General features: G+C 63.8%; 31 protein-coding genes and 1 riboswitch. Of the genes, 16 read left to right on the plus strand and 15 right to left on the minus strand.

Going from position 1 to position 26545, the window contains the following annotated elements:
* Positions 1 to 54 precede the first annotated feature (54 nt).
* The 7 genes from JCM7686_RS00110 to JCM7686_RS00140 all read left to right on the plus strand — a co-directional run bounded on the left by JCM7686_RS00110 (position 55) and on the right by JCM7686_RS00140 (position 6190).
* Complete coding sequence (locus JCM7686_RS00110; protein ID WP_020948838.1) at positions 55 to 690, plus strand: ATP-dependent Clp protease proteolytic subunit; 636 nt, start codon at positions 55 to 57, stop codon at positions 688 to 690.
* On the plus strand, positions 687 to 1208 hold the full coding sequence (locus tag JCM7686_RS00115; RefSeq protein ID WP_020948839.1) for a GNAT family N-acetyltransferase: 522 nt from the start codon (positions 687 to 689) through the stop codon (positions 1206 to 1208). Before JCM7686_RS00110 ends, JCM7686_RS00115 begins: the two co-directional genes overlap by 4 nt.
* Entirely contained in the window at positions 1205 to 2044 is an 840-nt protein-coding gene (gene fghA, locus JCM7686_RS00120; RefSeq protein WP_020948840.1) for an S-formylglutathione hydrolase, read from the plus strand. Before JCM7686_RS00115 ends, fghA begins: the two co-directional genes overlap by 4 nt.
* A 187-nt stretch (positions 2045 to 2231) precedes the next feature.
* Positions 2232 to 4034: a methanol/ethanol family PQQ-dependent dehydrogenase gene (locus tag JCM7686_RS00125; protein WP_020948841.1), complete on the plus strand. Its 1803-nt coding sequence runs from the start codon at positions 2232 to 2234 to the stop codon at positions 4032 to 4034.
* A 124-nt stretch (positions 4035 to 4158) separates the two neighbouring features.
* Positions 4159 to 4803 carry a c-type cytochrome, methanol metabolism-related gene (locus JCM7686_RS00130; protein WP_020948842.1) on the plus strand — a complete coding sequence of 215 codons (645 nt, stop codon included), beginning with the start codon at positions 4159 to 4161 and terminating at the stop codon, positions 4801 to 4803.
* Positions 4803 to 5618, plus strand: a complete 816-nt coding sequence (locus JCM7686_RS00135) for a substrate-binding domain-containing protein (RefSeq protein WP_020948843.1) — start codon at positions 4803 to 4805, stop codon at positions 5616 to 5618. The genes JCM7686_RS00130 and JCM7686_RS00135 overlap by 1 nt, the downstream gene beginning before the upstream one ends.
* Positions 5615 to 6190, plus strand: coding sequence for a rhodanese-like domain-containing protein (locus tag JCM7686_RS00140; RefSeq protein WP_020948844.1), 576 nt, complete (start codon positions 5615 to 5617; stop codon positions 6188 to 6190). Before JCM7686_RS00135 ends, JCM7686_RS00140 begins: the two co-directional genes overlap by 4 nt.
* On the opposite strand, the gene JCM7686_RS00145 is transcribed toward JCM7686_RS00140, so the two are convergent.
* Complete coding sequence (locus JCM7686_RS00145; protein WP_041527017.1) at positions 6171 to 7097, minus strand: YncE family protein; 927 nt, start codon at positions 7095 to 7097, stop codon at positions 6171 to 6173. The two genes, JCM7686_RS00140 and JCM7686_RS00145, sit on opposite strands and share 20 nt — an antisense overlap.
* A complete protein-coding gene (locus tag JCM7686_RS00150) occupies positions 7094 to 7642 on the minus strand; it encodes an SRPBCC family protein (protein ID WP_020948846.1) in 549 nt (182 codons plus the stop codon). The genes JCM7686_RS00145 and JCM7686_RS00150 overlap by 4 nt, the downstream gene beginning before the upstream one ends.
* Positions 7643 to 7986: 344 nt before the next feature.
* Here JCM7686_RS00150 and JCM7686_RS00155 point away from each other — a divergent pair, with 344 nt between their 5' ends.
* The 7 genes from JCM7686_RS00155 (at position 7987) to wrbA (ending at position 13720) form a co-directional block, all read left to right on the plus strand.
* Entirely contained in the window at positions 7987 to 9189 is a 1203-nt protein-coding gene (locus JCM7686_RS00155) for an ABC transporter substrate-binding protein (protein ID WP_020948847.1), read from the plus strand.
* An 8-nt stretch (positions 9190 to 9197) separates the two neighbouring features.
* A complete protein-coding gene (locus tag JCM7686_RS00160; RefSeq protein WP_020948848.1) occupies positions 9198 to 10172 on the plus strand; it encodes a YVTN family beta-propeller repeat protein in 975 nt (324 codons plus the stop codon).
* Positions 10173 to 10210: 38 nt separating this feature from the next.
* A complete protein-coding gene (locus tag JCM7686_RS00165) occupies positions 10211 to 10804 on the plus strand; it encodes a cupredoxin domain-containing protein (RefSeq protein WP_020948849.1) in 594 nt (197 codons plus the stop codon).
* A 60-nt stretch (positions 10805 to 10864) separates the two neighbouring features.
* Positions 10865 to 11590, plus strand: a complete 726-nt coding sequence (locus JCM7686_RS00170; protein ID WP_020948850.1) for an ABC transporter ATP-binding protein — start codon at positions 10865 to 10867, stop codon at positions 11588 to 11590.
* On the plus strand, positions 11587 to 12408 hold the full coding sequence (locus tag JCM7686_RS00175; protein ID WP_020948851.1) for an ABC transporter permease: 822 nt from the start codon (positions 11587 to 11589) through the stop codon (positions 12406 to 12408). Before JCM7686_RS00170 ends, JCM7686_RS00175 begins: the two co-directional genes overlap by 4 nt.
* Positions 12405 to 13010 (plus strand): hypothetical protein, encoded by a 606-nt coding sequence (locus tag JCM7686_RS00180; protein WP_020948852.1) that lies wholly within the window; start codon positions 12405 to 12407, stop codon positions 13008 to 13010. The genes JCM7686_RS00175 and JCM7686_RS00180 overlap by 4 nt, the downstream gene beginning before the upstream one ends.
* Before the next feature lie 110 nt (positions 13011 to 13120).
* On the plus strand, positions 13121 to 13720 hold the full coding sequence (gene wrbA / locus JCM7686_RS00185) for an NAD(P)H:quinone oxidoreductase (protein WP_020948853.1): 600 nt from the start codon (positions 13121 to 13123) through the stop codon (positions 13718 to 13720).
* 77 nt (positions 13721 to 13797) lie between these two features.
* Here wrbA and JCM7686_RS00190 read toward each other — a convergent pair whose 3' ends face one another.
* The gene (locus JCM7686_RS00190) at positions 13798 to 14127 is read right to left on the minus strand and encodes a hypothetical protein (RefSeq protein ID WP_041527018.1); all 330 of its coding nucleotides are present in this window, start codon (positions 14125 to 14127) and stop codon (positions 13798 to 13800) included.
* Between the two features lie 165 nt (positions 14128 to 14292).
* Here JCM7686_RS00190 and mobA point away from each other — a divergent pair, with 165 nt between their 5' ends.
* Entirely contained in the window at positions 14293 to 14952 is a 660-nt protein-coding gene (gene mobA, locus JCM7686_RS00195; protein WP_020948855.1) for a molybdenum cofactor guanylyltransferase MobA, read from the plus strand.
* On the opposite strand, the gene JCM7686_RS00200 is transcribed toward mobA, so the two are convergent.
* The 12 genes from JCM7686_RS00200 to JCM7686_RS00255 form a co-directional block, all read right to left on the minus strand.
* Entirely contained in the window at positions 14949 to 15689 is a 741-nt protein-coding gene (locus JCM7686_RS00200) for an ABC transporter permease (RefSeq protein ID WP_020948856.1), read from the minus strand. The two genes, mobA and JCM7686_RS00200, sit on opposite strands and share 4 nt — an antisense overlap.
* Positions 15686 to 16426 (minus strand): ABC transporter ATP-binding protein, encoded by a 741-nt coding sequence (locus JCM7686_RS00205; RefSeq protein ID WP_020948857.1) that lies wholly within the window; start codon positions 16424 to 16426, stop codon positions 15686 to 15688. Before JCM7686_RS00205 ends, JCM7686_RS00200 begins: the two co-directional genes overlap by 4 nt.
* The gene (gene tenA, locus JCM7686_RS00210) at positions 16423 to 17115 is read right to left on the minus strand and encodes a thiaminase II (RefSeq protein ID WP_020948858.1); all 693 of its coding nucleotides are present in this window, start codon (positions 17113 to 17115) and stop codon (positions 16423 to 16425) included. The genes JCM7686_RS00205 and tenA overlap by 4 nt, the downstream gene beginning before the upstream one ends.
* 8 nt (positions 17116 to 17123) lie before the next feature.
* On the minus strand, positions 17124 to 18077 hold the full coding sequence (locus tag JCM7686_RS00215) for an ABC transporter substrate-binding protein (RefSeq protein ID WP_020948859.1): 954 nt from the start codon (positions 18075 to 18077) through the stop codon (positions 17124 to 17126).
* Positions 18074 to 19039, minus strand: coding sequence for a HesA/MoeB/ThiF family protein (locus JCM7686_RS00220; RefSeq protein WP_020948860.1), 966 nt, complete (start codon positions 19037 to 19039; stop codon positions 18074 to 18076). Before JCM7686_RS00220 ends, JCM7686_RS00215 begins: the two co-directional genes overlap by 4 nt.
* On the minus strand, positions 19036 to 19650 hold the full coding sequence (locus tag JCM7686_RS00225) for a thiamine phosphate synthase (protein ID WP_020948861.1): 615 nt from the start codon (positions 19648 to 19650) through the stop codon (positions 19036 to 19038). Before JCM7686_RS00225 ends, JCM7686_RS00220 begins: the two co-directional genes overlap by 4 nt.
* A complete protein-coding gene (locus JCM7686_RS00230) occupies positions 19647 to 20411 on the minus strand; it encodes a thiazole synthase (RefSeq protein ID WP_020948862.1) in 765 nt (254 codons plus the stop codon). Before JCM7686_RS00230 ends, JCM7686_RS00225 begins: the two co-directional genes overlap by 4 nt.
* Position 20412: 1 nt before the next feature.
* Positions 20413 to 20610: a sulfur carrier protein ThiS gene (gene thiS / locus JCM7686_RS00235; RefSeq protein ID WP_020948863.1), complete on the minus strand. Its 198-nt coding sequence runs from the start codon at positions 20608 to 20610 to the stop codon at positions 20413 to 20415.
* Positions 20594 to 21574, minus strand: a complete 981-nt coding sequence (locus JCM7686_RS00240; protein WP_020948864.1) for an FAD-dependent oxidoreductase — start codon at positions 21572 to 21574, stop codon at positions 20594 to 20596. The genes thiS and JCM7686_RS00240 overlap by 17 nt, the downstream gene beginning before the upstream one ends.
* Complete coding sequence (gene thiD, locus JCM7686_RS00245) at positions 21571 to 22404, minus strand: bifunctional hydroxymethylpyrimidine kinase/phosphomethylpyrimidine kinase (RefSeq protein ID WP_020948865.1); 834 nt, start codon at positions 22402 to 22404, stop codon at positions 21571 to 21573. The genes JCM7686_RS00240 and thiD overlap by 4 nt, the downstream gene beginning before the upstream one ends.
* A 71-nt stretch (positions 22405 to 22475) precedes the next feature.
* Positions 22476 to 22580, minus strand: a riboswitch (TPP riboswitch).
* A 51-nt stretch (positions 22581 to 22631) separates the two neighbouring features.
* Positions 22632 to 23636: an NAD-dependent epimerase/dehydratase family protein gene (locus JCM7686_RS00250; protein ID WP_020948866.1), complete on the minus strand. Its 1005-nt coding sequence runs from the start codon at positions 23634 to 23636 to the stop codon at positions 22632 to 22634.
* Positions 23636 to 24802, minus strand: a complete 1167-nt coding sequence (locus tag JCM7686_RS00255) for a nucleotide sugar dehydrogenase (protein ID WP_041527453.1) — start codon at positions 24800 to 24802, stop codon at positions 23636 to 23638. The genes JCM7686_RS00250 and JCM7686_RS00255 overlap by 1 nt, the downstream gene beginning before the upstream one ends.
* A gap of 183 nt (positions 24803 to 24985) precedes the next feature.
* Here JCM7686_RS00255 and JCM7686_RS00260 point away from each other — a divergent pair, with 183 nt between their 5' ends.
* Positions 24986 to 26500, plus strand: a complete 1515-nt coding sequence (locus JCM7686_RS00260) for an aldehyde dehydrogenase (NADP(+)) (RefSeq protein WP_020948868.1) — start codon at positions 24986 to 24988, stop codon at positions 26498 to 26500.
* The last annotated feature ends 45 nt before the right edge of the window (positions 26501 to 26545 follow it).

Below are 26545 nucleotides of genomic sequence, written 5' to 3' on the forward strand. Positions count from 1 at the left end.
AAAAGACGGCGGGGGCGGGGAACCGGCTCCGCCGTCAACATGAAAGGACCGATCATGGCAAAGCATTTCATTCTGGACGACGACGATGATGACGAGGACGAGCCGCGTCAGGATGCTCCCAAGGATGAGGGGCTGGGCCTGCCGGAAGGCGACAAGATCGGGAAGCTCTATTTCAAATCGCGCACGGTGATCGTCGCGGGCCAGATCAACGACAAGCTGGCGCAGCGCACCGTTGCCCATCTGCTCGCTCTGGCAGAAGAAAGCGACAAGCCGATCAATGTGCTGATCTCGTCGCCCGGCGGTCACGTCGAATCCGGCGACATGATCCATGACGTGATCAAGTTCATCAAACCGACCGTCCGCACCATCGGTTCGGGTTGGGTGGCTTCGGCTGGCGCGCTGATCTTCGTTGCGGCGAAGAAGGAAAACCGCTTCTGCCTGCCCAACACCCGTTTCCTGATCCACCAGCCCTCGGGCGGGATCGGCGGCACCTCGACCGATATGATGATCCAGGCAGAGCAGGTTCGCATCATGCGCGACCGTCTCAACCACATCTTCGCCGACGCCACCGGTCAGACGATCGAGCGGATCGAGAAAGACACCCAACGCGACTTCTGGCTGAACACGCAAGAGGCGCTGGACTACGGTCTGCTGGGCAAGGTCATCCGCTCGTCGGACGAGCTGAAATGACGACAGACAGCCGGGGCGTAGCGATACGCCCCGCTTTGGCCTCTGATGAGGAGGCCATCTGGGCGATCCTCCAGCCGGTCTATCGCGCTGGAGAGACCTATTGCATCCCGCAAGACATCACGCGCGAAGAGGCTCTGGCCGATTGGTTCGCCGCGCCCTTCACCGCCTTCGTGGCCGAGGTTGACGGGCAGGTGCTGGGCATCAGCCATGTCGGCCGCAACCGCCCCGGACCGGCCGCCCATGTCGCCAACGCAAGCTTTGCCACGGCGCCCGCCGCGCGCGGACGCGGGGTGGCGCGGGCCTTGGTCGATCATGCCAAGGACTGGGCGCGGCAGCAGGGCTTTCGCGCCATGCAATTCAACTTCGTGGTTTCGACCAATCAGGATGCCGTCCATTTGTGGCAGAAAGCCGGTTTTGAGATTGTGGGCCGGCTGCCCGCGGCATTCGATCACCCCATCCATGGCTATGTCGATGCGCTGGTCATGTTCCAGGATCTGACGAGAGGAGAGCAAGAATGACGCTGACCTATGAAACCCTGTCCGAAAACCGCAGCTTTGGCGGCACGCAGGGCGTCTACAAGCACAAGTCCGAAACCACCGGGACCGAGATGACCTTCGCGGTCTATCTGCCGCCCGAGGCTCAGTTCGGCAAGGTGCCGGTGCTGTGGTATCTCTCGGGCCTGACCTGCACCCATGAAAACGCGATGACCAAGGCGGGCGCGCAGGAATGGGCCTCGGAATACGGCATTGCGCTGATCTTCCCCGATACCTCGCCGCGCGGCGAAGGCGTCGCCAATGACGATGCCTATGATTTGGGGCAGGGCGCGGGCTTTTACGTCGATGCGACCGAGAAGCCGTGGAGCCCGCATTTCAAGATGTGGCACTACATCGCCCATGAGCTGCCCGAGCTGGTGTTCTCGAACTTCCCGCTCGACCGCGATGCGCAGGGCATCACCGGCCATTCGATGGGCGGCCACGGCGCGCTGACGCTGGCGATGACCTTCCCCGAGACCTATAAATCGGTCTCGGCCTTCGCGCCCATCGCCAACCCGAGCCAGTCCGACTGGGGCCGCAAGCAGTTCACGGCCTATCTCGGCGCTGACGAATCGAAATGGCAGGCCCATGATTCGACCGTGCTGATGCGCGAGCGCGGCTATCCGCGCGAAATCCTGATCGATCAGGGCGCATCGGATCAGTTCCTGAACCTGCTCAAGCCCGAAGCTCTGGCCCATGCGATGATGGAGCGTCGCCAGCCCGGCGTCTTCCGGATGCAGGAAGGTTACGATCACAGCTACTTCTTCGTGCAGACCTTCATGGCCGATCACGTCGCCTGGCACGCCGAGCGTTTGGGCTGATTTATCAGAGAAATTTTCCCCCGGTGAATACCGGGGGAAAGCTCACTCGCCTTATGCCGAATTTCCCTAATACTTTAGACCTAGATGAGTCCCGGTTCGATTGACGGAAGGCTTTGGCATACCAATCCTCCTATTAAGTTGATGACGTGTCCATAAGGACGCGTCGCGACACCAAGGGAGGAAAGTCATGAAAGCACTGCTGAACGGCGCTTCCATCGCGCTGCTGCTGTCAGGCACAGCTGCGCTGGCCAACGACAGCGTCACGGCCGCGATCGCTAAGCCCGAACAATGGGCAATCCAGACGGGTGATTATGCGAATACGCGCTACTCGACCCTCAATCAAATCAACAAGGATAACGTGAAGGACCTGCGGGTTGCATGGACCTTCTCGACCGGCGTGCTGCGTGGACACGAGGGCTCGCCGCTGGTGATCGGCGACATCATGTATGTCCATACGCCGTTCCCGAACAACGTCTTCGCGCTTGACTTGAACAATGACGGCAAGATCCTGTGGCGCTACGAGCCGCAGCAGGATCCGAACGTCATCGCCGTCATGTGCTGTGACACCGTCAACCGTGGTCTGGCCTATGCCGATGACACGATCTTCCTGCATCAGGCCGACACCACGCTGGTCGCGCTCGACGCGAAAACCGGCGCGGTGAAATGGTCGGTCAAGACCGGCGATCCGGCGATCGGCGAGACCAACACCGCCACCGTCATGCCCGTCAAGGACAAGCTGATCGTCGGCATCTCGGGTGGTGAATACGGCGTGCGCGGCTATGCTGCTGCCTATAACATCAAGGACGGCTCGCTGGCGTGGAAAGCCTATTCCACCGGCCCGGACAAAGAGATGCTGGTCGATCCCGAAAAGACCACCGCACTTGGCAAGCCGATCGGGCCGGACAGCTCGCTGAAGAGCTGGGAAGGCGATCAGTGGAAAATCGGCGGTGGCACGACCTGGGGCTGGTATTCCTATGACCCCGAGCTGAACCTGGTCTATTACGGCACCGGCAACCCCTCGACCTGGAACCCGTCGCAGCGTCCGGGCGACAACAAATGGTCGATGACGATCATGGCCCGCGATGCCGACACCGGCATGGCCAAATGGTTCTATCAGATGACGCCCCATGACGAATGGGACTATGACGGCGTCAACGAGATGATCCTGACCAACCAGCAGATCGACGGCAAGGATCGCAAGCTTCTGACCCACTTCGACCGCAACGGTCTGGGCTATACGCTTGACCGCGAAACCGGCGAGCTTCTGGTGGCCAAGAAATTCGACCCGGCGGTGAACTGGACGACCGGCGTCGATATGGATCCGAAATCCGAGACCTATGGCCGCCCGGCCGTGGTGGCTCAATATTCGACCAGCCAGAACGGCGAAGACGAGAACACCACCGGGGTTTGCCCGGCGGCGCTTGGCTCGAAAGACCAACAGCCGGCGGCCTTCTCGCCCAAAACCAATCTGTTCTACGTGCCGACCAACCACGTTTGCATGGATTACGAACCCTTCCGCGTCGCCTATACGGCGGGCCAGCCCTATGTTGGCGCGACGCTGTCCATGTATCCGGCCCCGAACAGCCATGGCGGCATGGGTAACTTCATCGCCTGGGACAACACCAAGGGCGAGATCAAATGGTCGCTGCCTGAGCAGTTCTCGGTGTGGTCGGGCGCTCTGGCCACCGCAGGCGATGTCGTCTTCTACGGCACGCTGGAAGGCTATCTGAAGGCAGTCGATGCCGAGACGGGCAAAGAGCTCTACAAGTTCAAAACCCCCTCGGGCATCATCGGCAACGTCATGACCTACGAGCACAAGGGCAAGCAGTATATCGGCATCCTCTCGGGCGTCGGTGGCTGGGCCGGGATCGGCCTTGCGGCTGGCCTGACCAACCCGAACGAAGGTCTCGGCGCGGTCGGCGGCTATGCGGCTCTGTCGGATTATACCGAGCTCGGCGGCCAGCTGACGGTCTTCGAAGTGCCCGGCTAAGAGGCAGTTAGGCCTCATATTCTCATACTTTAGTTCAGATTCCTGAACTGTCATCTATCCAAGGACCGCCCCGAGCCTAACCTTTGGGCGGTCCTTTCGTGCGACCAAGGGAGGGAGAACAACAATGAAATTCACCGCGACCGCAGGTGTGATCGCTTTTGGGCTGGCACTGGCAAGCGTTGCCGCCGCCCAGACGACCGACGAACAGGCAGCCAAAACCGAAGGAACTGCTCCGGCTGCTGAAAGCCAGCCCGCCTCGACCGATGCCGCACCGGCCTCGCAAGAGGGGATCACCGTCACGCCAGGGGCGACGACGCTTCCCAACGGGCAGGACATCAAAGCGGATCACATGGAAAATGGTCGCTGGTACACGGCCGAGGGCGTTCCGACCTTCAAAGTCGAGGCGGACGGCACGGTGGATTATGCCACGTTCTCGGGCTATCGCCGCTATTCGGCGGAATGCCATGTTTGCCACGGTCCCGACGGCGAGGGCTCGACCTATGCGCCTGCGCTGAAGGATTCGGTTCTCAAGATCGACTATTACGAATTCCAGCAGATCGTTGCCTCGGGGAAGCAAGATGTCAGCAAGGCCGCGAACCTGGTGATGCCGGCTTTCGGCACCAACAAGAACGTCTGGTGCTATGTGGATGACATCTACGCTTATCTGCTCGCCCGCGGCACGAATGAAATCCCGCGCGGTCGTCCGGCCAAGAAGGCCGAGAAGACGGCGGACTTCACGACGCAGGAAGATTCCTGCATGAACGGCTGATGCGCGCGCGCATCGCAGCCCTGATGCTTGGCCTCGCCGCGATGGGATCCCCCGTCGCGGCGCAGGTCGCTGATCTGCGCTCACATCACGAATTGCGCGTCTGCGCCGATCCGGGAGCCTATCCGATGTCCTCCGAGGATGGGCGCGGCTTCGAAAACAAGATCGCCACGCTTTTGGGCGAAAAGCTCAACCTGCCGGTGGTCTATACATGGTTCCCGCAAGGCATGGGCTTCATCACCAAGACCCTGCGCGCTGGGGTCTGTGACGTTGTGATCGGCTATGCGCAGGGCGATGAGATGGTTCAGAACACGAACCATTATTACACCTCGGCTTATGGAATCGTGACGCGCAAGGACAGCGCATTGGCCAAGGTCGATACGCTGAAAGACCCTGCGCTTCAGGGTCAGCCGATCGGCGTCGTCGCCGGAACGCCGCCCGCGACCCATCTCGCGAAAGCCGGGCTGGCCAAGGACATGCATGGCTTCGACCTCTTCGTCGATCGCCGCGTGCGTGATCCGGTCGGCGATATGCTGGCGCAGGTGAAGTCAGGGCAGCTTGCGGCGGCGGTGGTCTGGGGGCCGCTCGCCGGTCCTCTGGTCAAGGACGATCCCGAGCTGCAATTCGTGCCCTTGCTGAAAGATCCCGAAAATCCGAAGCTGTTTTTCCGCATCACCATGGGCGTGCGCCCGGCCGAGCAGGAATGGAAGCGTGAGCTCAACAGCTTCATTCGCCGCAATCAAACCGAGATCGACACCATTCTACGGGATGCCGGGGTGCCGTTGCTCGATGATTACGGCAAGGAGCTGAAACCATGAAGGCGCTGGCGCTTGCCCTTTGTCTGATCGCAGGAACGGTCTGGGCAGAGGGCGCGCCGTCGCCCGATGCGAATGCCGCAAGCCCGCCTGCGGCACCCGTGGCCGAGCCTGAGGGCTTTCGCAGCGATCCCTATAACGCGCCTGTGCCCCCGACCCTGACTGGGGCCGAGGTGATCGACACGGCGCAAGCTCTGGCCTTTCACGACCAGGGCATGCCCTTTGTCGATGTCTATCCGCGCCAGCTTCGCCCCGACAATCTGCCCGAGCACACGGTCTGGCGCCCCGAGCCGCATCTGACGATCCCGGACTCGATCTGGCTGTGGAACACCGGCTACGACAAGCTGAACCGGGCGGAAACGGCTCGACTTGAGGACGGGCTGAAGCAGGTCACCAAGGGTGATTTGGCGCAGCCTTTCGTCATCTTCTGCCGCGCCAATTGCTGGATGAGCTGGAATGCGGGCAAGCGCGCCGTCGCGCTCGGCTATACCAAGGTTTATTGGTATCCGCTGGGGACAGATGGCTGGGAAGCCGCGGGACGCGAGCTGGTGCGCGCTACTGTTGTCGCCCGGTAAAGAGGCCGAAGGCCCGGGGCCCGTCAGGCAGCTCGATCGACTTTCGCACGGCCAGTGTCGCGGCATCCACGATCACCATCGTGTTCGATTCCCAATGCACGATTGCCACGCCACTGCCATCGGGCAAAGTGGCGATGCCTTCGGGGTAATCCCCGGTTTCCAGCGTGGCGAGTGGCGCCAACGTCTTGGCGTCAAAGACCGAGATCGTGCCAGCATATTGATTGGTGACAAAGCCCTTGCCGCCCGCAAACGCGAGCCCATAGGGGTGGCTGCCGGTGGGGATCGTCGCCTCGACCCGCCCGAGGATCGGGTCCACGACCGTGACCGTGTCCGACTGCACGTCCGTGGTCCAGAGCCGGCCATCATAGGCCACGATCGCATAGGGATGCTTGCCGACCTTGATCGCGCGCAGCCGTCGCCCGTTCGAGGCGTCGTAAAGCGAGATCTGGTCATCGTCGCGGTCTGCCGTGGCCACCAGCGCACCGTCGCTGGTCAGCGCGACACCTGCGGGAGAGGCGCCGGTCCGCACGCTCCAGATCCGAGAGAGGCGGCCGTCGTAACGTGACAGCCGGTGCCCATACCAGTCGGTGATAAAAAGCCCGCCGTCCTGCGCAATGGCGATGCCGAATGCGCCTTCGCCCAGTTTGATGCGCCAGACATCGCGCCCGGTCTCGTTCAGCACATGCAGCACGCCGTCCTTGGCCGAGATGACATAGGCCAGACTGCGTTGCGCGTCATAGGCGACCGGCGCGGGGGCGCCGGACACCGGGGTCGAGGAGATGATCTGCCCCGAGCCAAGATCGACAATCGTCACCATATCCGCATTTTGCGAGGTCACGAAGGCCAGATCCCCGGCCAAAGCCGGGGAGAGGCCAAGGGTGCAGCACAGAAGGGCTGCCCGGATCACGGTGCCTTGCCGAATTTCTCTGCCAAAGCGTCAAAACCAGCCTGATAGATGGCCGTGACCCCTTTGGTTGCCGCTTCGTCACTGTGTTCGGGAGCGGGTTTGCCGTTCGGATCGCCGCGATAGAAGCCGCCCTTCCAGACCACCTTGGCCTTGCCGCCTTCATCCTGAACGCAAAGCGTTGCCGCATAATTCGTCACCGGCAGGACCGAGAGCTCGACCTTTTCGATCCGGTAGCCGTAGCAGCGCTTTTCCGGCTGCCATTTCGCCAGAACCTCGGTGATGGTCGGATCCCCGTCACCCTTGAGATGCAGCACGCGCTCGGATTTCTCGGGCTGATCCACTGATCCGTCCCCGCTGATCTCGGTCTTTGCGATCGCGGGATGCCAGCTCATATCGTCGAATTTGCCGATCACCGCCCAAACCTCGTCGGGCGTCGCATTCAGGACCTCGTCCATTTCGAGCTTCAATCGCACCGGGCCGTGCGCCATGGCCGTAGAGGCAAAGGCCACGACCCCGGCGACCGCGAAAGCGAACATGCGGGTCATCAGATACTCCTCCTGAGAATAGTCAGATTGTGAAGCCTGAAGGGGATACGAAAGCCTGTCGCGATCATCGACGAAGAATCCGTCTTGGCCAAGCCAAATTTCCCTCCAATGATAAGGACATCGGGGCCGATCTTCGGCACTCTGCCGTGGTTTGCGGCAGGGGTGCAGATGAAGAGCCCATCACGTCACCCGGCGAAGATGCGCCTTGCCTCGGCGCTCCGTCCATCACCCAAAAGTCATATCATGCTAAAGTTTCAGGGAAATCTCCCTGAGTTTGCAAAGGGCTTATTGCCGGGTTGGCGCAAGACGATTCGCCCGCCATGATGATTCGGGGGGAGAGTCACATGAAGAATGCAGCCGCGTTTCTATTGCTCGCCGTGGCGGGCACAAGTCCTGCCTTTGCGCAAGAGACCCCGGCCACCGGGGCCAAGGCACTGACCCAGATCCGGGCCGCGGTGCTGCGGGTCGATCGCGAGAGCTTGCCGCCGATCTCGCGGCTCGATCTGCCGCCGGCCGATCTGGGCTTTGCCGGCGCAAGGCTGGCGATCGAGGACAATGACACCACCGGCAAGTTCATGGGCCAGGATTTCGAGGCGCTTGAGGTCACCGCGACGCCCGACACCGCCAAGGCCGAGATGGACAAGATCCTCGCCGAAAAGATCCCGTTCGTCGTGGTTCTGGCCGATGATGCGACGACGCTGGCGCTGTCCGATCAGGTCGGAGACCGCGCCTTGGTGCTCAATGCCCGGGCCCGGGGCGATAATCTGCGCGGCAAGGATTGCCGGGTGAACACGCTCCATATCGCGCCAAGCTATGCGATGCTGACCGATGGGCTCGCGCAGTTTCTGATGTGGAAACGCTGGCCGAACTGGTTTCTCGTGACCGGCAGCCATCCCGAGGATCAGGCGCTGGGCGCGGCCTATCAGCGGGCGGCGACGAAATTCGGCGCCAAGATCGTCGAGAGCCGCGTCTATGAGGACACCGGCGGCGCCCGGCGCACGGATACCGGCTATGTGCAGGTGCAAAAGCAGATGCCGGTCTTCACGCAGGATGCGAAGGCCTATGATGTCATGGTCACGGCAGATGAGGCCGGGATCTTTGCCGCCTATCTGCCCTATCAGACCTGGGATCCGCGCCCGGTGACCGGCTCGGCGGGGCTGGTGCCGCAAAGCTGGGATGCGAGCTTTGAGGCTTATGGCGGGATGCAGTTCCAGAACCGCTTCGAAAAGCTGGCCAAGCGCCCGATGCGGGATGAGGACTACCAAAGCTGGCTGGCCCTGCGCATGATCGGCGAGGCCGCGACCCGAACCCAATCCGCCGATCCGGCAGCACTCAAGGCCTTCATGCTCTCGGACAAGTTCGAGATTGCGGGCTTCAAGGGCCAGAAGCTGACCCTGCGCGACTGGGACCACCAGCTGCGTCAGCCGATCCTGCTGACATCGGGCAAGATCGTCGCCTCGGTCAGCCCGCAAGACGAATATCTGCACCAAAGCTCACAGCTCGACACATTGGGCATCGACCGTCCTGAAACCGAATGCAAATTCTGAGGGAGACCATGAAAGCTGCATTGAAGACCTCTGTCGCGCTTTTGCTCTGCATGGCCGCGACTCCGGCCTTGGCGAACCGCGTCTTCGTCTCGAATGAAAAGGGCAATGACGTCACCGTCATCGACAGCGAAACGATGGAGGTGATCGGTCATTATCCGGTCGGCGCCCGCCCGCGGGGCATCACCATCAGCCCCGATGGCAAGGAGCTTTATGTCTGCGTCTCGGACGATGACCTCGTCCGGGTCTTCAACCCCGACACGATGGAGGAGATGCACACCTTGCCCTCGGGGCCTGACCCCGAGCTCTTCGTGCTCCATCCCTCGGGCAACCCGCTTTATATCGCCAATGAGGACGACAACCTCGTCACCGTGGTCGATACCAAGACCCACAAGGTTCTGGCCGAGATCCCGGTGGGCGTCGAACCCGAGGGCATGGCGGTCAGCCCGGATGGCAAGACCGTGGTGAACACCTCGGAAACCACCAATATGGCGCATTTCATCGACAGCACGACCTTCGAGATCACCGCGAATACGCTGGTCGATTCCCGGCCGCGCTTCGCCGAATTCAGCCCGGATGAGAAACATCTCTATGTCTCGGCAGAGATCGGCGGCACGGTCAGCGTCATCGACCCCGCCACCCGCGAAGTCATCAAGAAGATCACCCTCGAGATCCCCGGCGTTTTGCCCGAGGCGATCCAGCCCGTCGGCGTGCGCGTGACCAAGGACAGCAAGAAGGTCTTTGTCGCGCTCGGCCCGGCGAACCGGGTTGCGGTGATCAATGGCGAGACCATGGAGGTCGAGAAATACCTGCTGGTCGGCCAGCGCGTCTGGCAGCTCGCCTTCACGCCGGACCAGAAATACCTCTACACGACCAACGGCAATTCGAATGACGTGTCAGTCATTGATGTCGCGAAAGAAGAAGTCGTGAAATCGATCCCCGTGGGCCAACAGCCCTGGGGGGTCACCATTGCTCCCAATAAATAAATAAACGCGACAAAATAATCTCGACAAGGAGGAAGACCATGACCCGATTGCTGACCTGTCTGATGATCATGGCGGGGCTTGCCCTGCCTGCCGCTGCGCAAGAAACGGCTCCGGCTGCAAAGCCCGGCGCGAGTGCTGCGGCCGATCAGGGCGCGGCCGCGCAAAAGGATGACGATGATGACGGCGATGAGGCCAAACCGGCCGAAGCAGCTGCCGCCCCGGCAGCAGCTGCCGCCCCGGCAGCAGGTGCCGTTCAACACCACGATTTCGGACCTTCGGGCATTATGGCCAAGGCCAATCGCGAGGATCTGGCGCCGCTGACGCTCAGCGCGGGCAAGCCGGTCGCTGAGGGCCCCTATACGCTGCAATCGGGCGGCTATTACCGCATCAAGATCGTCGCGGACGGGACGCAAGAGCTTGGCCTGTCGGGCGGTGATTTCTTCCGCGCGATTTGGGTCAATGAAGTCGTCATCAACTCGATCGAGATCCGTCCGATGGGCATCCATTCGTTCGAATTCGACGAGGCCGGTGAAATCACCATGACCTTCATCGCGATCAAGCCCGGCACCTATGAGCTGTCGATCCCGCGCTCGACCGGCGAGTCGCAAAAGGCCACCTTCACCATCCGCTAATAGCGGCGTGCCAACACCGGAGGCGCTTCCGCCTCCGGTCCTGATCATCGACGGGATATCATGAACAGCCCTGCGCTTGAGATCGACAATGTCAGCCATAATTTCGGCAAGGTGAAGGCGCTGGACGATGTTTCTCTGACCGTGCCGCGCGGCAGTTTCACCGCGCTGCTCGGCGTGAACGGCGCGGGCAAGACCACGCTGTTTTCGCTGATTACGCGACTTTACACCAATAGTTCAGGCGTGATCCGGGTCGCGGGCCATGATTTGCGCCGTGATCCCGCGCAGGCTTTGGCCCGGCTGGGCGTGGTCTTTCAGTCGCGCGCGCTCGATACCGATCTGACCGTGCGCCAGAACCTCGAATACCACGCCAGCCTGCATGGGATTTCTCGCCGCATGGCCCGCGAGCGCATAGCGCAGGTGCTCGATCTGGTCGATCTGGCCGATCGCCGCGATGTCCGGGTTTCGGCGCTGTCGGGGGGCCAAAGCCGCCGGGCCGAGATTGCGCGCGCGCTGATCAACCGCCCCGAGCTTTTGCTTCTCGACGAAGCGACGGTCGGGCTGGATGTGAAATCCCGGGCCGAGGTGCTTGCGCTCACCCGCCGCCTGATCGCCGAGGAAAACGTCTCCGCGCTGTGGGCCACGCATATCATGGACGAGATCGCGCCAAGCGACGGGCTGGTGATCTTGCATCAGGGGCGGGTCCTGCGTCGCGGTCTGGCTGGCGAGATCGAGGCCGGTGGAGATCTGACGACGACATTCCTTGAACTGACGGGGCAAAGCGCATGAATGTCCGCCGCTTTCCCGCCCGCGCTTGGGCGACCGCTTTTCTGGGCATCACCAAGCGCGAGACCCTGCGCTTCATCAACCAGCGCGGCCGCTTCCTTGCCGCGCTGGTCCGGCCTCTGGTCTGGCTTTTCATCTTCGCGGCGGGATTTCGCGCCGTGCTGGGTCTCTCGATCACGCCGCCCTATCAGACCTATGTGCTCTATGAGGTCTATGTCACGCCCGGTCTGGTCGGGATGATCCAGCTCTTCAACGGGATGCAAAGCTCGCTTTCTATGGTCTATGACCGCGAGACCGGCGCGATGCGCACCCTGCTGGTCAGCCCGTTCCCGCGCTGGTTCCTGCTGGGCTCAAAACTGGTCGCCGGGGTGCTGGTTTCTCTGCTGCAAGCCTATGCCTTTCTGGCGATTGCGTGGCTCTGGGGCATCCATGTGCCGCTGTGGGGCTATGTTACGGTTCTGCCCGCGCTGTTTTTGTCGGGGCTGATGCTGGGGGCGATGGGGCTCTTTCTGTCGTCGGGCATCCGGCAGCTTGAAAACTTCGCGGGGGTGATGAATTTCGTCATCTTCCCGATGTTTTTCGCCTCGACCGCGCTTTATCCGCTCTGGCGAATGAAAGAGGCCTCGGTGCTGCTTTACCGCATCTGCGCGCTGAACCCGTTCAGCCATGCGGTGGAACTGATCCGCTTTGCGCTTTACGGACAGGTGAATTTCCTGTCCCTTGCTGTGGTGCTGGGCTGTCTTGCAGCTTTCTTTCTGGGTGCGGTCTGGATGTATGATCCATCCAAGGGGCTCTGGGCCCGGCGAAAGGGGGGAATATGAAGCGGATTCTTCTGACGGCGGCAATGGTCGGAGGCCTTGGGGCCGGGATGGCTTGGGCCGAGACGGGCACCGATCCTGATTGGCCCTGCATCCAGCGCAAGCAGCCGCATCTGTCGCTTGGGCAGGTCTGGACCGGCCCGGTGCCGACCGAGGCCCAGCAAGAGCTGGCGAAGACGCGCGACATCGCCAATCTTGCCGAGGCGCTCGAGCAAAGGCGGGTTTCGGTCGAGGATGCCGAAAAGCAGATCGGCGATTACGCCAAGACGGCCAGCAATGACCAGCTCACCGCGCTGATGGTGGCGATCTTCGACCGTCTGGACAGCCGCCGCGCCTCGCTGATCGAGGGGATCGGCCGCTATGGTCACAAGCAGGTCGCGCTCGCCCAGCAGATCGATGACCGTCGCGGCAAGATGGAAGCGATGCAGAAGGCCGACAAACCGGACTTCGATGCGATCGACAAAGAGGAAGCCGCGCTCGACTGGGACACGCGCATCTTCACCGACCGCCAGCAATCGCTGACCTATGTCTGCGAGACGCCGGTGATCCTTGAACAGCGCGCCTTCTCTCTGGGCCGGGCAATTGCCGCCGGGCTGAAATCCTGACGTTCGGTTTTTTCGAACGCGGCAATTGAAACTGACGGACTAACCGAACCATTCATCGGCTCTTAAGTTGAGTTCGACATGATTGCGTGTGATTCCCAAGGGACAGGCAAATGACCAAGGTTCTCGTTCTCTATTATTCGGCTTATGGCCATATCGAACAGATGGCGGAAGCCGTCGCTGAAGGCGCTCGCGAAACCGGCGCCACCGTCGACATCAAGCGCGTTCCCGAGCTGGTGCCGGAAGAAATCGCCAAAGCGTCCTATTACAAGATGGACCAGAAGGCACCGATCGCGACCATCGCGGATCTGGAAAACTATGATGCGATCATCATCGGCACCGGCACGCGCTTTGGCCGGATGACCGGGCAGATGTCGAACTTTCTCGATCAGGCGGGCGGTCTCTGGGCGCGCGGCGCTTTGAACGGCAAGGTCGGCGCGGCCTTCACCTCGACCGCGACCCAGCATGGCGGTCAGGAAACCACGCTGTTTTCGATCATCACCAATATGCTGCATTTCGGCATGACCGTCGTCGGGCTCGACTATGGTTTCGCCGGTCAGATGGACAATTCCAAGATCGTCGGCGGCGCGCCCTATGGCGCCACGACCATCGCGAACGGCGACGGCTCGCGTCAGCCGGGGCCGGAAGAGCTGGACGGCGCGCGCTATCTCGGTCGCCGCGCCGCGACGACGGCGGCAAAGCTTTTTGCCTAAGATCAGGGCTTAAGCCCCGCACATCAGATCAGCGAAAGGCGTCGGAGCGATCCGGCGCCTTTTTCCGTCCCCAGGGCTCAGGCTTTGCAGCTGACCTCGACCACGGTCTTGTACCAGCGCACCGGCAGCCCCTTGTCCGAGCGCACGATCATCCCGCCATCCTTGCGCGACAGCTCTTGATAGCCACGCGGGCAGAACTGGGCGGCGCGGGTTTTCACCTGCGCGTTCAGCGCGTTCTGATAGCCGATGGTCGTGGCCTTTTCCTGCACGATGAAGCTGTAGATGTTCTGGCCATTGCGGGCCTCGACCAGTGCGGCATTCTGCTGCTGGGGCACCGCGTCACAGGCTGCCAAAGCGAGAGACATCGCTCCGAGCATGGAAAGTTTGAGGGCGGTCTGTCGGATCATTCGCGTGTCCTTGCATGTCTTGAGCCACATCGGGCTGGGCGGGCTGAAATTCAATATGTCAGGCCATTCCGATTTCATCCCGACCTCAACCTTGCGGCTGGGACCGGCAGAGAGCGCTGGCCTTTCGCATGTCGCCCCGTCACAGTGAAGGGGATGCAGCCGAAAATGGTGAATATTCTGGGCCCGAAGAGCAAAAAACTCCCCGCGATCATCCTCGCCGGAGGCCGTGCCACCCGAATGGGCGGCGGCAACAAGGCGTTGCGCGTCCTCGGGGGCGAGACTTTGCTGGCCCGGGTCATCGCCCGGCTTTCGGACCAATGCGCGCCGGTGGCGATCAACGCCAATACCGATCCCGAGGCTTTCGCGGGCTATAAGCTCCCGATCATCGCCGACACGATCCCGGGCTTTCCGGGTCCGCTCGCTGGGATCTTGGCGGGGATGGAATGGGCCGCCGGGCTTGGGGCCGAGGCGGTGGTGAGCGTGTCAGTCGACACGCCCTTCCTGCCGCTCGATCTGGTGCATCGTCTGCGCGAGGCGGCGGGGCGGCACGGGATTGCGCTCGCGGCCAGCACGGACGCCGAAACGGGGCGAATGCAGGATCATCCGACCTGCTCGCTCTGGCCGGTCAGCCTGCGCGAAGACTTGGCGCAGGCGATCGAAAGCGGGCTTTTGAGGCCGGGGCAGTTCGCGGCGGCCTATGATCCGGGCCGCGCGGTCTTTGCCAGCCAGCCCTTCGACCCGTTCACCAATGTGAACACGCCCGGCGATCTGGCAGAGGCAGAGGCCCTGACCCGGACCCCCGCCGGTTCCCTGCGCGGCTTCTAGGCGCCGTAGCGCTTGAGCCCGCGGCGCAGGATGTAGGCGATCAGCTGGGCGAAGATCACGGTCATCAGCGACAGGACCAGAAGCGCCGCAAAGACCTGATCGGTCTTCATCCGGCCATTGGCGTGGATCATCAGTGCGCCCAAGCCCTTGGCCCCGCCAACCCATTCACCGACCACCGCGCCAATCGGCGCATAAACGGCGGCAAGGCGCAGCCCGGTTCCAAGCTGCGGCAAAGCGGCGGGAATGCGCAGATGCCACATCCGCCGCGCCGGAGAGGCCCCCATGACCTGCGCCAGATCGAGCGCGGCGGCAGGCGTGCGCAGCAAGCCATCGAGAAAGGCCGAGGCGACCGGGAAGAAGACGATCAGCACCGTCATCGCGATCTTGGGCTGCATCCCATAGCCCAGCCAGAGCGTCAGGATTGGCGCCAGCGCAAAGACCGGGATGGTCTGGCTGAAGGTCAAAAGCGGGTGGAGCACGCCGCTGATGCGCCGCGACGAGGCCATGATGACCGCGAGCGCCGCGCCAAGGCTCGCGCCGATCACGAAACCCAGAACGACCTCGGCCCCGGTGAAGCTGGCGGCCTGCGCGATCTCGGCGCGGTTCAGCCACAAAGATTTCACCACGGCCACGGGCGAGGGCAGCAGGAAGGGCGGCAATTGCGCGATCCAGATGATGCCTTGCCAAATCAGCAAGGCGACGATCAGGACGGGCAGGATGGCTTTCAGGGTCTTCATGCCAGCATCCTGCGCAAAAGGGCGGCCTCGGCTGCCATGACTTCGGGCGCATCGAAGGGACGCGCCTGACCCGGCGCGCGCGGGCCGGGGATCGGCTGATCCTCGAGCCCGGTTTCGGTCAAAAGCACGATCCGGTCGCCCAGACGCGCGGCCTCGGCCGGATCATGGGTCACCAAAAGCACCGTCCGCCCCTCCAACAGCCGCGCCGAGAGGCTTTGCATCCCCGCCCGCGTGCGCGCATCCAGCGCCGAGAAGGGCTCATCGAGCAGCACCAAGGGGCGATCTTCAAAAAGCGTGCGCGCCAAAGCCACGCGCTGGCGCTGCCCGCCCGAGAGGCGGTCGGGGCGGTGATCGGCGCGCTCGGCCAGACCGACGGCAGCGACCAGAGCTTCGGCGCGGGCGCGGTCGGGACGCTCGCCGCGCAGCCGCGCGCCCAGCATGACATTGCCGATGACATCGAGCCAACCGATCAGCCCCGGATCCTGTGCCATCAGTGCGACCGGCGTCTGCCGTTCCGCGATGCCCTCAAAGCGCACGCCGGTCTCGAGCCCCGCGATCAGGCGCAAGACCGTCGATTTCCCGACGCCCGAGGGGCCAAGCAGGCAGGTCCATTCGCCCGCGCGCAGGTCCAGATCGATCGGCCCGAACAAAGGCGCGTCCCCGACCCAAGCCCGACCCGCCAGATGGGCGGCCAGTTGGGGATGGGACGGGGCGCCAGACGGGGCGGCTGTGCTCATGCCCGGCCCAAGCCCCAGAAACCGACCTCGAGCCGGGTCGCGGTGGCGAAGCGTTGTGAGAGCTCGCGCCAGCGCGGCAGGCTGTGCGCATCGGGGCCCAGACGGCGGGCAATGGCGCTGTCCAAAAGCGCGCCGACCGCGTGGCAGGCTTTCTGGTAGTCCTCGCCGGCATAGGTGTCGATCCAGTCGCGATAGGGCGTGTCGGGCGCGGCCTCGCGCGCAAGGCGCAGCCCGATTTCGCCATAGCCCAGAACGCAGGGCGCAAGCGCCGCGACCACGTCGAGGAAATCGCCGGAAAAGCCGCTGTCGAGCACATAGCGCGTATAGGCAAGGTTCGGGATCGCCTCGACCGTCGCTTCCAGCGTGGCGCGCGATATTCCCGCCGCCTCGCAAATCCCGACATGAAGCGCCATTTCCCCATCCAGCAGCGTATGGACCGTGGCCGAGCAGGCGCGCATTTCCTCGAAATTGCCGGCCTTGACCACCGCCAGCGCCCAAGCGCGCGAGAAATGGATCAGGAAGACGTAATCCTGTTGCAGATAGGTCAGGAAATCGGCGCGGGGCAAAGCGCCCGAGCCGAGCCCTTCGACGAACGCATGGCGCGTGTAATCGTGCCAGTCGCTGGCGCAATCCTTGCGCCATGCGGCGAAGGCCTGCCCGTAATCTGGGCCGTAATCGGGAGAGTTCATCGGACCGCTCACGGGCGCGGCCCTTCCTGCCAGCCGATATCAATCGCCAGATCACCCACCGGGCGGATGTTGTCGATCAGCGCGGCCTCGCGCAGAAAGGCCTCGAAGCGCGCATAGCGGCCCTGATCGAGCGCGGCGGGGCTTTGCGAGAAGCGCGGCACGGTGTCTTTCCACGCCTGCGCATTCAGCTCGTCCTTGAGATCGGGCGCGGTCGCGGAAAAGAGCGCCCAGCTTTCCTCGGGATGGTTGACGATATATTGCGCGCCGCGCTCGACCGCATGGAGGAAGCGGCGGGTTTCGTCGCGGTCGAGCTTCAACGGATTGGCGACGAAGATCAGCTCGTCATAGGTCGGAACGCCTTGTTCTTCCACGAAAAGGCAACGACCCTCGCCGCCCTCAATCTTCATCTGGGTCAGCTCGAAATTGCGATAGCCGCCGATGGTGGCATCGACCTGACCGGTCATTAGCGCCGGCGTCAGAGACCAGTTGACATTGACCATCTCGATGTCATTCGGGGTCAGTCCGGCTTGGGCGAGCATCGCATTGATCAGCGCGGTTTCGACGCCCGAGACCGAATAGCCGATCTTCTTGCCCTTGAGATCCGCCACGGTCTGGATCGGGCCATTGGCATTCACCATCAGGCAGTTGAGCGGCGTTGCGATCAGCGTGCCGACACGGACCAAGGGCAGGCCCTCATGGACTTGCAGATGCAGCTGCGGCTGATAGCTCACCGCCAGATCGGCCTGACCGGCGGCGACCATTTTGGGCGGATCGGCGGGATCGGCGGGGGCGATGATTTCGAGATCGAGCCCCTCGTCTTTGAAGAAACCCTTTTCCTGCGCGACGATGATCGGGCCATGATCGGGGTTCACGAACCAGTCGAGCATCAGGGTCAGCTTGTCAGCGGCCAGCACCGGCTGGGCGATCAGGGCGAAGGCGCCCGCGAGCAACGTATGTTTCATTCGGTTTCTCCTTGAAGGGCCAGAAGCGCGATATCTCCGCTCCAACGGCCGGTCAGTCGGTTGGCGGCCCGCCAGGCGCGAAGCCCCGAGCGGCAGGCAATGACGATGCGGCGGCCCGGATCGGGCAGGAGGCCGGTCGCGCCGTAATCGGGCAGGCGCAGGGCATCGGGGGTGGCGGCGACGGGCGCCTCATCCTCGGGGCGCAGGTCGATGACGAGATCGCTGGCGCGCAGATCGGCGCGGGCGATAAAGCGCGGGCCGGGGCTTTCCGGGGCGCGGTCAAAGCGGAATTGCGAAAAGCGCAGATCGGCATCCATGCGGATGAAAAGGCCAAGCGGCGAGGGCGCGATCCCCAAGAGCACGCGCAGCGCCATCTGGGCCTGCAAGGCGCCAAGCGTGCCGACGACCGGGCCAAGCACGCCCGCCGTGGCGCAGGTCGCGCCATTGCCCGAGGGGTCGGGAAAGACCGCCCGCAGCGAGGGCGCACCGCCGCAATAGCCGCCGACATAGCCCTCGAGCCCCAAGGCCGAGGCCGAGATCAGCGGCTTTCCCGCAGCAAAACAGACGTCCGAGAGGATATAGCTCGCCGCATAGCTGTCGGCGCAATCGAGCACCAGATCGGCGCGCGTGACGAGATCCGCCGCATTGGCGGGCGTTAGCCAGTCAAGGAGCGGCGTCACGCGGACCTCGGGATTGAGCCCGGCCATGACCTCGGCCGCGACCTCGGCTTTCGGGCGGCCAATGTCCGCCATGCGGTAAAGCGGCTGGCGGTGGAGGTTCGTGGCCTCGATCCCGTCGGCATCGACCAGCGTGATCTGTCCGACGCCCGCGCCGGTCAGATATTGCAGCGCCGGGACGCCAAGCGCGCCCGCGCCGACGATCAGCACATGGGCCGCGCCCAGCCGGGCCTGCCCTTCCGGGCCGACCTCGGGCAGGATCATCTGGCGGGCATAGCGGCTCATGCGGGGGCCTTGGCTGTGGCGCAGACCGCCAGCCAGTCGCGGATGCGGGCCTCGGGGTCGGCGTTCAGCGTGATATCGGTCACGACCGAGACCACATCCGCCCCCGCCGCAAAGGCTTGCGCGCCGCGCTCGGGCGTCATGCCGCCAATCGCGATCAGAGGAATATCGCCGATCAGCCGCTTCCATTCGGACACGCGGTCGAGCCCCTGCTGCTCCCATTTCATCTTCTTCAGGATCGTCGGCCAGACCGGCCCCAGTGCGATATAATCGGGCGCAAAGGACAGCGCGCGGTCAAGCTCGGCATGATCATGGGTCGAGATGCCGACGCGGATGCCGGCGCGGCGGATCGCGGGCAGGTCGGCCTCGTCAAGATCTTCCTGACCAAGGTGGACGTAATCGCAGCCGAGATCAATCGCCTCGCGCCAGTAATCATTCACGACCAATTGCGCCCCCGCCGCCGCGCAAAGATCGCGGGCGCGGGTCAGCTCAAGGCGCAGATCCTCGGGTGTGCGGTCCTTGGCGCGGATTTGCACCAGCTTGACGCCAAGTGGCAAAGCGCGGGGCAGCCAATCGGCCGTGTCGAAGATCGGATAGAACCGGGGAAGCGTCATGCCAGCACCGCCATGCCCATCAGGGGCGTTGAGGGAGAGGCCATGTCCCGGGCCTCGATCGGGTCGGCGGCGCGGGCGAGCGCGCCCGCCTCGATCGCCAAAGCCATGGCGCGCGCCATCGCCACCGGATCGCCCGCCTTGGCGACGGCGGTGTTCAAAAGCACGGCATCATAGCCCAGCTCCATCGCTTGCGCCGCATGAGAGGGCAGGCCGATCCCGGCATCCACCACCAGCGGCACATCAGGATAATGGGCCCGCAAGGTCTTCAGCCCATAAATGTTGTTTAGACCACGACCTGAGCCAATAGGAGCCCCCCAAGGCATCAAGACCTTGCATCCGGCGTCCAAAAGCCGCTCGCAGATCGAGAGATCTTCGGTGCAATAGGGGAAGACTTCGAAGCCTTCACTACAAAGGATACGCGCCGCCTCGATCAGAGCAACAACATCTGGTTGCAGTGTGTCGTGATCGCCGATCACCTCCAGCTTGATCCAGGGCGTGTCGAAAAACTCGCGTGCCATATGGGCGGTGGTCACCGCTTCCTTGACGCCATGACAGCCTGCGGTGTTCGGCAAGACCGCGACATTCAGCTCGCGGATGAGCTGGTGAAAGGCCGCGCCCTCGCCGCCCTCGCGCCGCAGCGAGACCGTGGCGATCCCGGCGTGCGAGGCGCGAAAGGCCTCGGCCAGAATGGCGGGCGAGGGATATTGCGCCGTCCCGAGCATCAGCGGGCTGGTGATTTCTTTCCCGTAAAAGACAGGCATGTCAGCCCCCTTGCATCGAGGAGAGCGCCTCGAGCGCGTCTCCGTCCGAGATTGCGGTTGTGGCGCGCAGACCGGCGGGCAGGAACTCGCCATTGAGCGCGGTGGCGACTTTGACCTCGCCCAGACCGATTTCGGCCAGCACATCGGCGACAGTCGGGCCGCTGACCGCGCGGCGGGTGCCGTTAAGGATTATGTTCATCCATGAACTCCGGGATCTGGCCCGTCTGAAGGTGATCGGCAGCCATGCGGGCCACGGCGGGGGCCAGAAGATAGCCGTGGCGGTAAAGGCCGTTTGCGAAAAGCGTGCTGCCGCGACGACGCAGGCGGGGCAGGTTGTCGGGGAAGGCCGGGCGGGCATCGGCGCCGAGCTCGAGGATCTCGGCCTCGGCAAAACCGGGGTGGAGCGCATAGGCCGAGGAGAGCATCTCGACCGCCGCCCGCGCTGTGACCCGGCTTTTCGCGCCGCTTTCCAGCATGGTCGCGCCCAGCATATAGACGCCCTCGCCGCGCGGGACGATGTAAAGCGGGATGCGCGGATGCAGCAGGCGAATGGTGCGGGTGAGCGTGACCTCGGGGCAGCGGATCATCAGCATCTCGCCGCGTACGCCGCGCAGATCGGGCAGGGCATCGCGCGCCGCAAAGCCGCGCGCATCGACGACCAGCCCTTCGGGCGTGCCTTCGGTTTCAATCTCGATGCCCTTGGCGGCCAGCCCGTCGCGCAAGGCGGTCAGGGCCTGTCGCGGGGTCAGGTGGCTTTCGCTGGCGTAGAAAAGACCACGGCGGAATCGGCTTTCCAGCTCGGGCTCCAGCGCGGCGATCTTGGGCGCGGTGACGGTTTCATGGGTGCGGGTGCGGCGGGCGAAGCGGTCGAGCTCGGCCTGATCGCGGCCAAGCGCGAGGACGAGCGTGCCGGTCGGGTGGACCGTGGCGCCATGGCGCGCCCACCAATCGGCGGCATCAAGGCCAAGGCGAACGACCGCAGGCTCGGCGCTTTCCTCCTCGCAATAGGGGGCGAGCATTCCGCCCGCCCACCAGCTGCACCCCTGCGGGCCGGGGCCGCCTGCCGGGTCGATGATCCGCAGGGGGATGCCCCGTGCGGCGAGCTCGGTCGCGATGGCAAGGCCAAGCACGCCCGCGCCAAGGACGGTGACGGGCGTGGTCATTCGGCGGCCTCGCGGGTTTTCGCGGGCCAGAAGGCGTGGAAGTGATGGACCGGGCCGTGGCCTTGGCCGATTTGCAGGTCATCGGCGGCGCGGATCGCCTGTTGCAACCAGCGATGCGCGGCCTTGACCGCCTCGGGCACGGCCAAGCCCTGCGCGAGCCCCGCCGCAATGGCGGAGGACAGTGAGCAGCCGGTGCCATGGGTGTTTTTTGTGATCACACGCGGGGCGGTCAGGGTCAGGATCTGGCTGCCGACCAGCAGATCGGTGCAGATCTCGCCGCGCCCATGCCCGCCTTTCATCAACACAAAGCGCGGCCCTTTGGCGCGCAGGGTCTGGCCTTGCAGCGCCATGTCTTGCGGCGAGGTGGCCTCGGCCATGTTCAGCAAAGCGGCGGCTTCGGGCAGGTTCGGCGTCAGGACGGTGGCGAGCGGCAGCAGATGCCGCAGCATCGCGGTGATCGCATCGGCAGGCAGCAAAGCGTCGCCGGATTTCGCAATCATCACCGGGTCGAGCACGACCGGGATCGGCCGGACGGCGAGATGGTGGCGCAGACGCTCGGCGACAGTTGTGATCACATTCGCGCCGCCGATCATCCCGATCTTGACCGCATCAACGCGCAGATCGTCGAAAACCGCGTCGATCTGGGCCGCGACCATCGCCGGAGAGACCGCCTCGATCCCCGTCACCGCGCGGGTGTTCTGCGCGGTGATCGCTGTGATCACAGAAGCGCCATAGGTTCCCAGCGCGGAAAATGTCTTGAGATCGGCCTGAATCCCCGCGCCGCCGCCGCTGTCAGAGCCCGCAATGGTCAAAGCTATGGCCTGCGCCATGTCCCGCCTTTCTTGCCCGGATCACCAGCAAAGGGGGAGATTGTGCGCAGGGATGGGGGCCGAAGCCCCTGCCGCGTCACTCTACCCTTCCCTCCGCCGGTATGAGCCGGATCAGGTTCGATGGGTCGGTGCCGCGCACCTCTCAGCCCCGTTGCGGGGCCCCCCAAGTGTATGAGTCGGGCTAAAGGCTAGGCCCCTCGGCGGGGCTTGGCAAGGGGGGAGCGCGCTTAGACGCCGTAATAGCTGCGATACCAATCGACATAGGCGCGGATGCCGTCGGTGACGCTGGTCTGCGGCTGATAACCGGTCAGGCTTTGCAGCAAAGTGGTATCGGCCCAGGTCGCGGGCACATCGCCGGGCTGCATCGGCAGCATCTCTTTGACCGCCTCGCGCCCGGTGGCGGCCTCGATCGCGGCGATGAATTCCATCAGCGGGACCGGCGCGCCATTGCCGATATTGACCACCCGCCAAGGCGCGACGGGCGAGAGGCTGTCCTCGGGCCCGACCGGCGCGCCCTTGACCGGAGGCCGGTCCATCAGCAGCCGGATCCCCCGCACGATATCGCCGACATAGGTGAAATCGCGCTGCATCTTGCCGTGGTTAAAGACCTTGATCGGACGGCCTTCGGTGATCGCGCTGGTGAAGAGCGCGGGCGCCATATCGGGGCGTCCCCACGGGCCATAAACCGTGAAGAAGCGAAACATTGTCACAGGTAAATCAAAGAGATGCGCGTGCGAATGGGCCATCGCTTCGGCCGCTTTCTTGCTGGCGGCATAGAAGGACATTTGGCTGTCGGCCTTGTCGATCTCGCGGTAGGGCATGGCGGTATTCGCGCCGTAAACCGAAGAGGTCGAGGCCATGAGAAGATGTGGCAGGTGATGGGCGCGCGCGGCTTCGAGCAGCTCGAAACTGCCCGCGATATTGGCCTCGAGATAGGCGCGCGGGTTGTCGATCGAATAGCGCACCCCCGCCTGCGCGGCGAGATGAACGGCATGGCTTGGCCGGTGCTCGGCGATCAGCGACGCGAGAAGGCCCGGGGTCTCGACCTTGCCTTGCGTGAAGCGAAAGCCCGGATGCGCCGCCAGCCGAGCCAGCCGCGCCGCCTTCAGCGCGGGGTCGTAATAGTCATTCAGACTGTCCACGCCGATGACGGTGCAGCCCTCTGCCAGCAGCAACTCGCTGAGATGAAAGCCAATAAAGCCCGCAGCGCCCGTGACCAGAACCGTCGTCATCAATCGACCCCGAACAGATCGCGGGTATAGACCTTGTCCTTCACGTCGATCAGGTCAGAGGTCAGGCGGTTGGCAAGGATCAGGTCGCTTTCCGCCTTGAAGGCAGTCAGATCGCGGATGACGCGGCTGTTGAAGAAATGGTCTTCGTTCAGGACCGGTTCATAGACGATGACCTCGATCCCCTTGGCCTTGATCCGCTTCATAATCCCTTGGATGGAGCTGTCGCGGAAATTATCCGAGCCCGCTTTCATCACCAGCCGGTGCACGCCGACGACTTTGGGGCGCTTCGCAATGATCTGGTCCGAGATGAAATCCTTGCGCGTCCGGTTCGATTCCACGATCGCCTGAATGAGGTTCTGCGGCACGTTGTCGTAATTCGCCAGAAGCTGCTTGGTGTCCTTGGGCAGGCAATAACCGCCATAGCCGAAGGAGGGGTTGTTGTAATGCGCCCCGATGCGCGGATCGAGGCCGACGCCGTCGATGATCTCGCGCGTGTCGAGCCCGCGCGCCATGGCGTAGCTGTCGAGCTCGTTGAAATAGGCGACGCGCATAGCGAGATAAGTGTTTGAAAACAGCTTGATGGCCTCGGCCTCGGTCGAGCCGGTGTAAAGCACCGGCATGTCCTTGCGGATCGCGGCTTCGACCAGCAGTTCGGCAAAGCGCTGCGCCTCGGGGCCGTGATCGCCGACCACGATGCGCGAGGGGTGCAGGTTGTCGTAAAGCGCCTTTCCTTCGCGCAGGAACTCGGGCGAGAAGAGGATCTTCTCGCTGCCCATCTCGGCGCGCAGATCGTCGGTGCAGCCGACATAGATCGTTGATTTGATGACGATCGTTGCATCGGGGGCAAGGGCGCGGGCCTGACGGATGACCTGCTCGACGCTTGAGATGTCGAAGCGGTTGCTGCGCGTGTCGTAATTCGTCGGCGTGGCGACGATGATGTAATCGGCCCCGGCAAAGGCCTCGGCGGGGTCGGTGGTCGCGGTCAGATCCAACGGCTTCGTGGCCAGCCAATCGCGGATTTCGGCATCCTCAATCGGCGGCTCGCGGCGGTTGACCTTGGCAACCCGGTCGGCGTTGACGTCAAGCGCGCGGACCTGATTGTGCTGAGACAAAAGGACCGCCAGCGACAGCCCGACATACCCCAGTCCAGCAACTGCGATTTTCATCATTCCTGCGCCTTCTTTCGTTCGATTCCTTGGCGTAACACAGCTGCCCGGCGCAGTGAACAGTCGACATATTCAGCCGACATGAAGTATACACAGCCAAAGCGGCTGCGGCCGAAGCTGAGACCGGGCCTGCCGGAGATCGACGCCGGCAAGGCTCAAACGCGACATGGGAAAGGGCAGGACATGGGTTGGACACCAAAGGGAACGCATCTGATCGCAGGCGAGTGGCTGGGCGGCGCGGAGCAATTCCGCTCGACGCCCGCGCATGGCCCGGCGCATGACTTCGCGCTTGGCTCGGTCGATCTGGTTGATCGCGCCTGCGCCGCCGCCGAAGAGGCCTTCTGGGACTATGGCTGGACCAGCCGGGCGGCGCGCGCGGATTTTCTCGACGCCATCGCCGATGAGATCGAGGCCCGCGCCGAGGCGATCACCGAGATCGGCACGCAGGAAACCGGCCTGCCCGCCGCGCGGTTGCAAGGCGAGCGGGGCCGCACCACCGGCCAGCTGCGGCTGTTCGCCGATCATATCCGCAAGGGCGATTATCTTGACCGGCGGGTCGATGCGGCGCTGCCCGATCGCCAGCCCGCGCCCCGGCCCGAGATCCGCATGATCGAACGTCCGATTGGTCCGGTCGCGGTTTTTGGTGCCTCGAACTTCCCGCTCGCCTTCTCGACGGCGGGCGGCGATACGGCGGCGGCTTTGGCTGCGGGCTGTCCGGTCGTGGTGAAGGGCCATCCCGCCCATCCCGGCACGGCCGAGATCATTGCCGAGGCCGTGCTGGCCGCAATCGACAAGACCGGGATGCCGAATGGCACCTTCAGTCTGGTGCAGGACGGCGGCGCGGCGGTCGGGGCGGCGCTGGTCCAGCATCCGCTGATCAAGGCGGTGGGCTTTACCGGCTCGCTGGCCGGGGGGCGCGCGCTCTTTGATCTCTGTGCTGCGCGACCCGAGCCGATCCCCTTTTTCGGCGAGCTTGGCTCGGTCAATCCGATGTTCCTGCTGCCTGAAGCGATGAAGGCGCGGGCCGAGGATCTGGGCAAGGGCTGGGCCGGGTCTCTGACCATGGGCGCGGGCCAGTTCTGCACCAATCCGGGCATTTCGGTGGTGCTCGATGGCGCCGATGCCGACCGCTATACCGCCAGCGCCAAAGCCGCGCTGGAGGCGGTCGCGCCGCAAACCATGCTGACCGAGGGCATTGCCAAGGCCTATCAGGCGGGCAAGGCTCGGTTCGAGGCGCGCAATTCGGTGAAGCCGGTCCTGACGACGGAGCAGGCCGGGCGCGAGGCCAGTCCGAACCTCTATGAGACGACCGGCGCGAATTACCTGCAAGATCATAGCCTTGGCGAAGAGGTCTTCGGACCTCTGGGGCTGATCGTGCGCGTGGGCTCGGTCGCGGAAATGGTGACGCTGGCGCGCGGCTTCGAGGGCCAACTGACCGCGACCATCCAGATGGAGCCGGGCGATCTGGCCGATGCGCAAAAGCTTCTGCCGGTGCTGGAGCGCAAGGCGGGCCGGGTGCTGGTCAATGGCTTCCCGACCGGCGTCGAGGTGGTCGATGCCATGGTCCATGGCGGGCCCTATCCGGCCTCGACCAATTTCGGCGCGACCAGCGTCGGCACTTTGGCGATCCGCCGCTTCCTGCGCCCGGTCAGCTATCAGAACCTGCCTACAGAGCTTCTGCCCGAAGACCTGCGCTGATCTGGCGTTCAGCGAAAGGGGGCGCGCACAGGAAAGCGCGCCTCT

It is taken from the genome of Paracoccus aminophilus JCM 7686 (genome assembly GCF_000444995.1).
Lineage (GTDB): Bacteria > Pseudomonadota > Alphaproteobacteria > Rhodobacterales > Rhodobacteraceae > Paracoccus > Paracoccus aminophilus.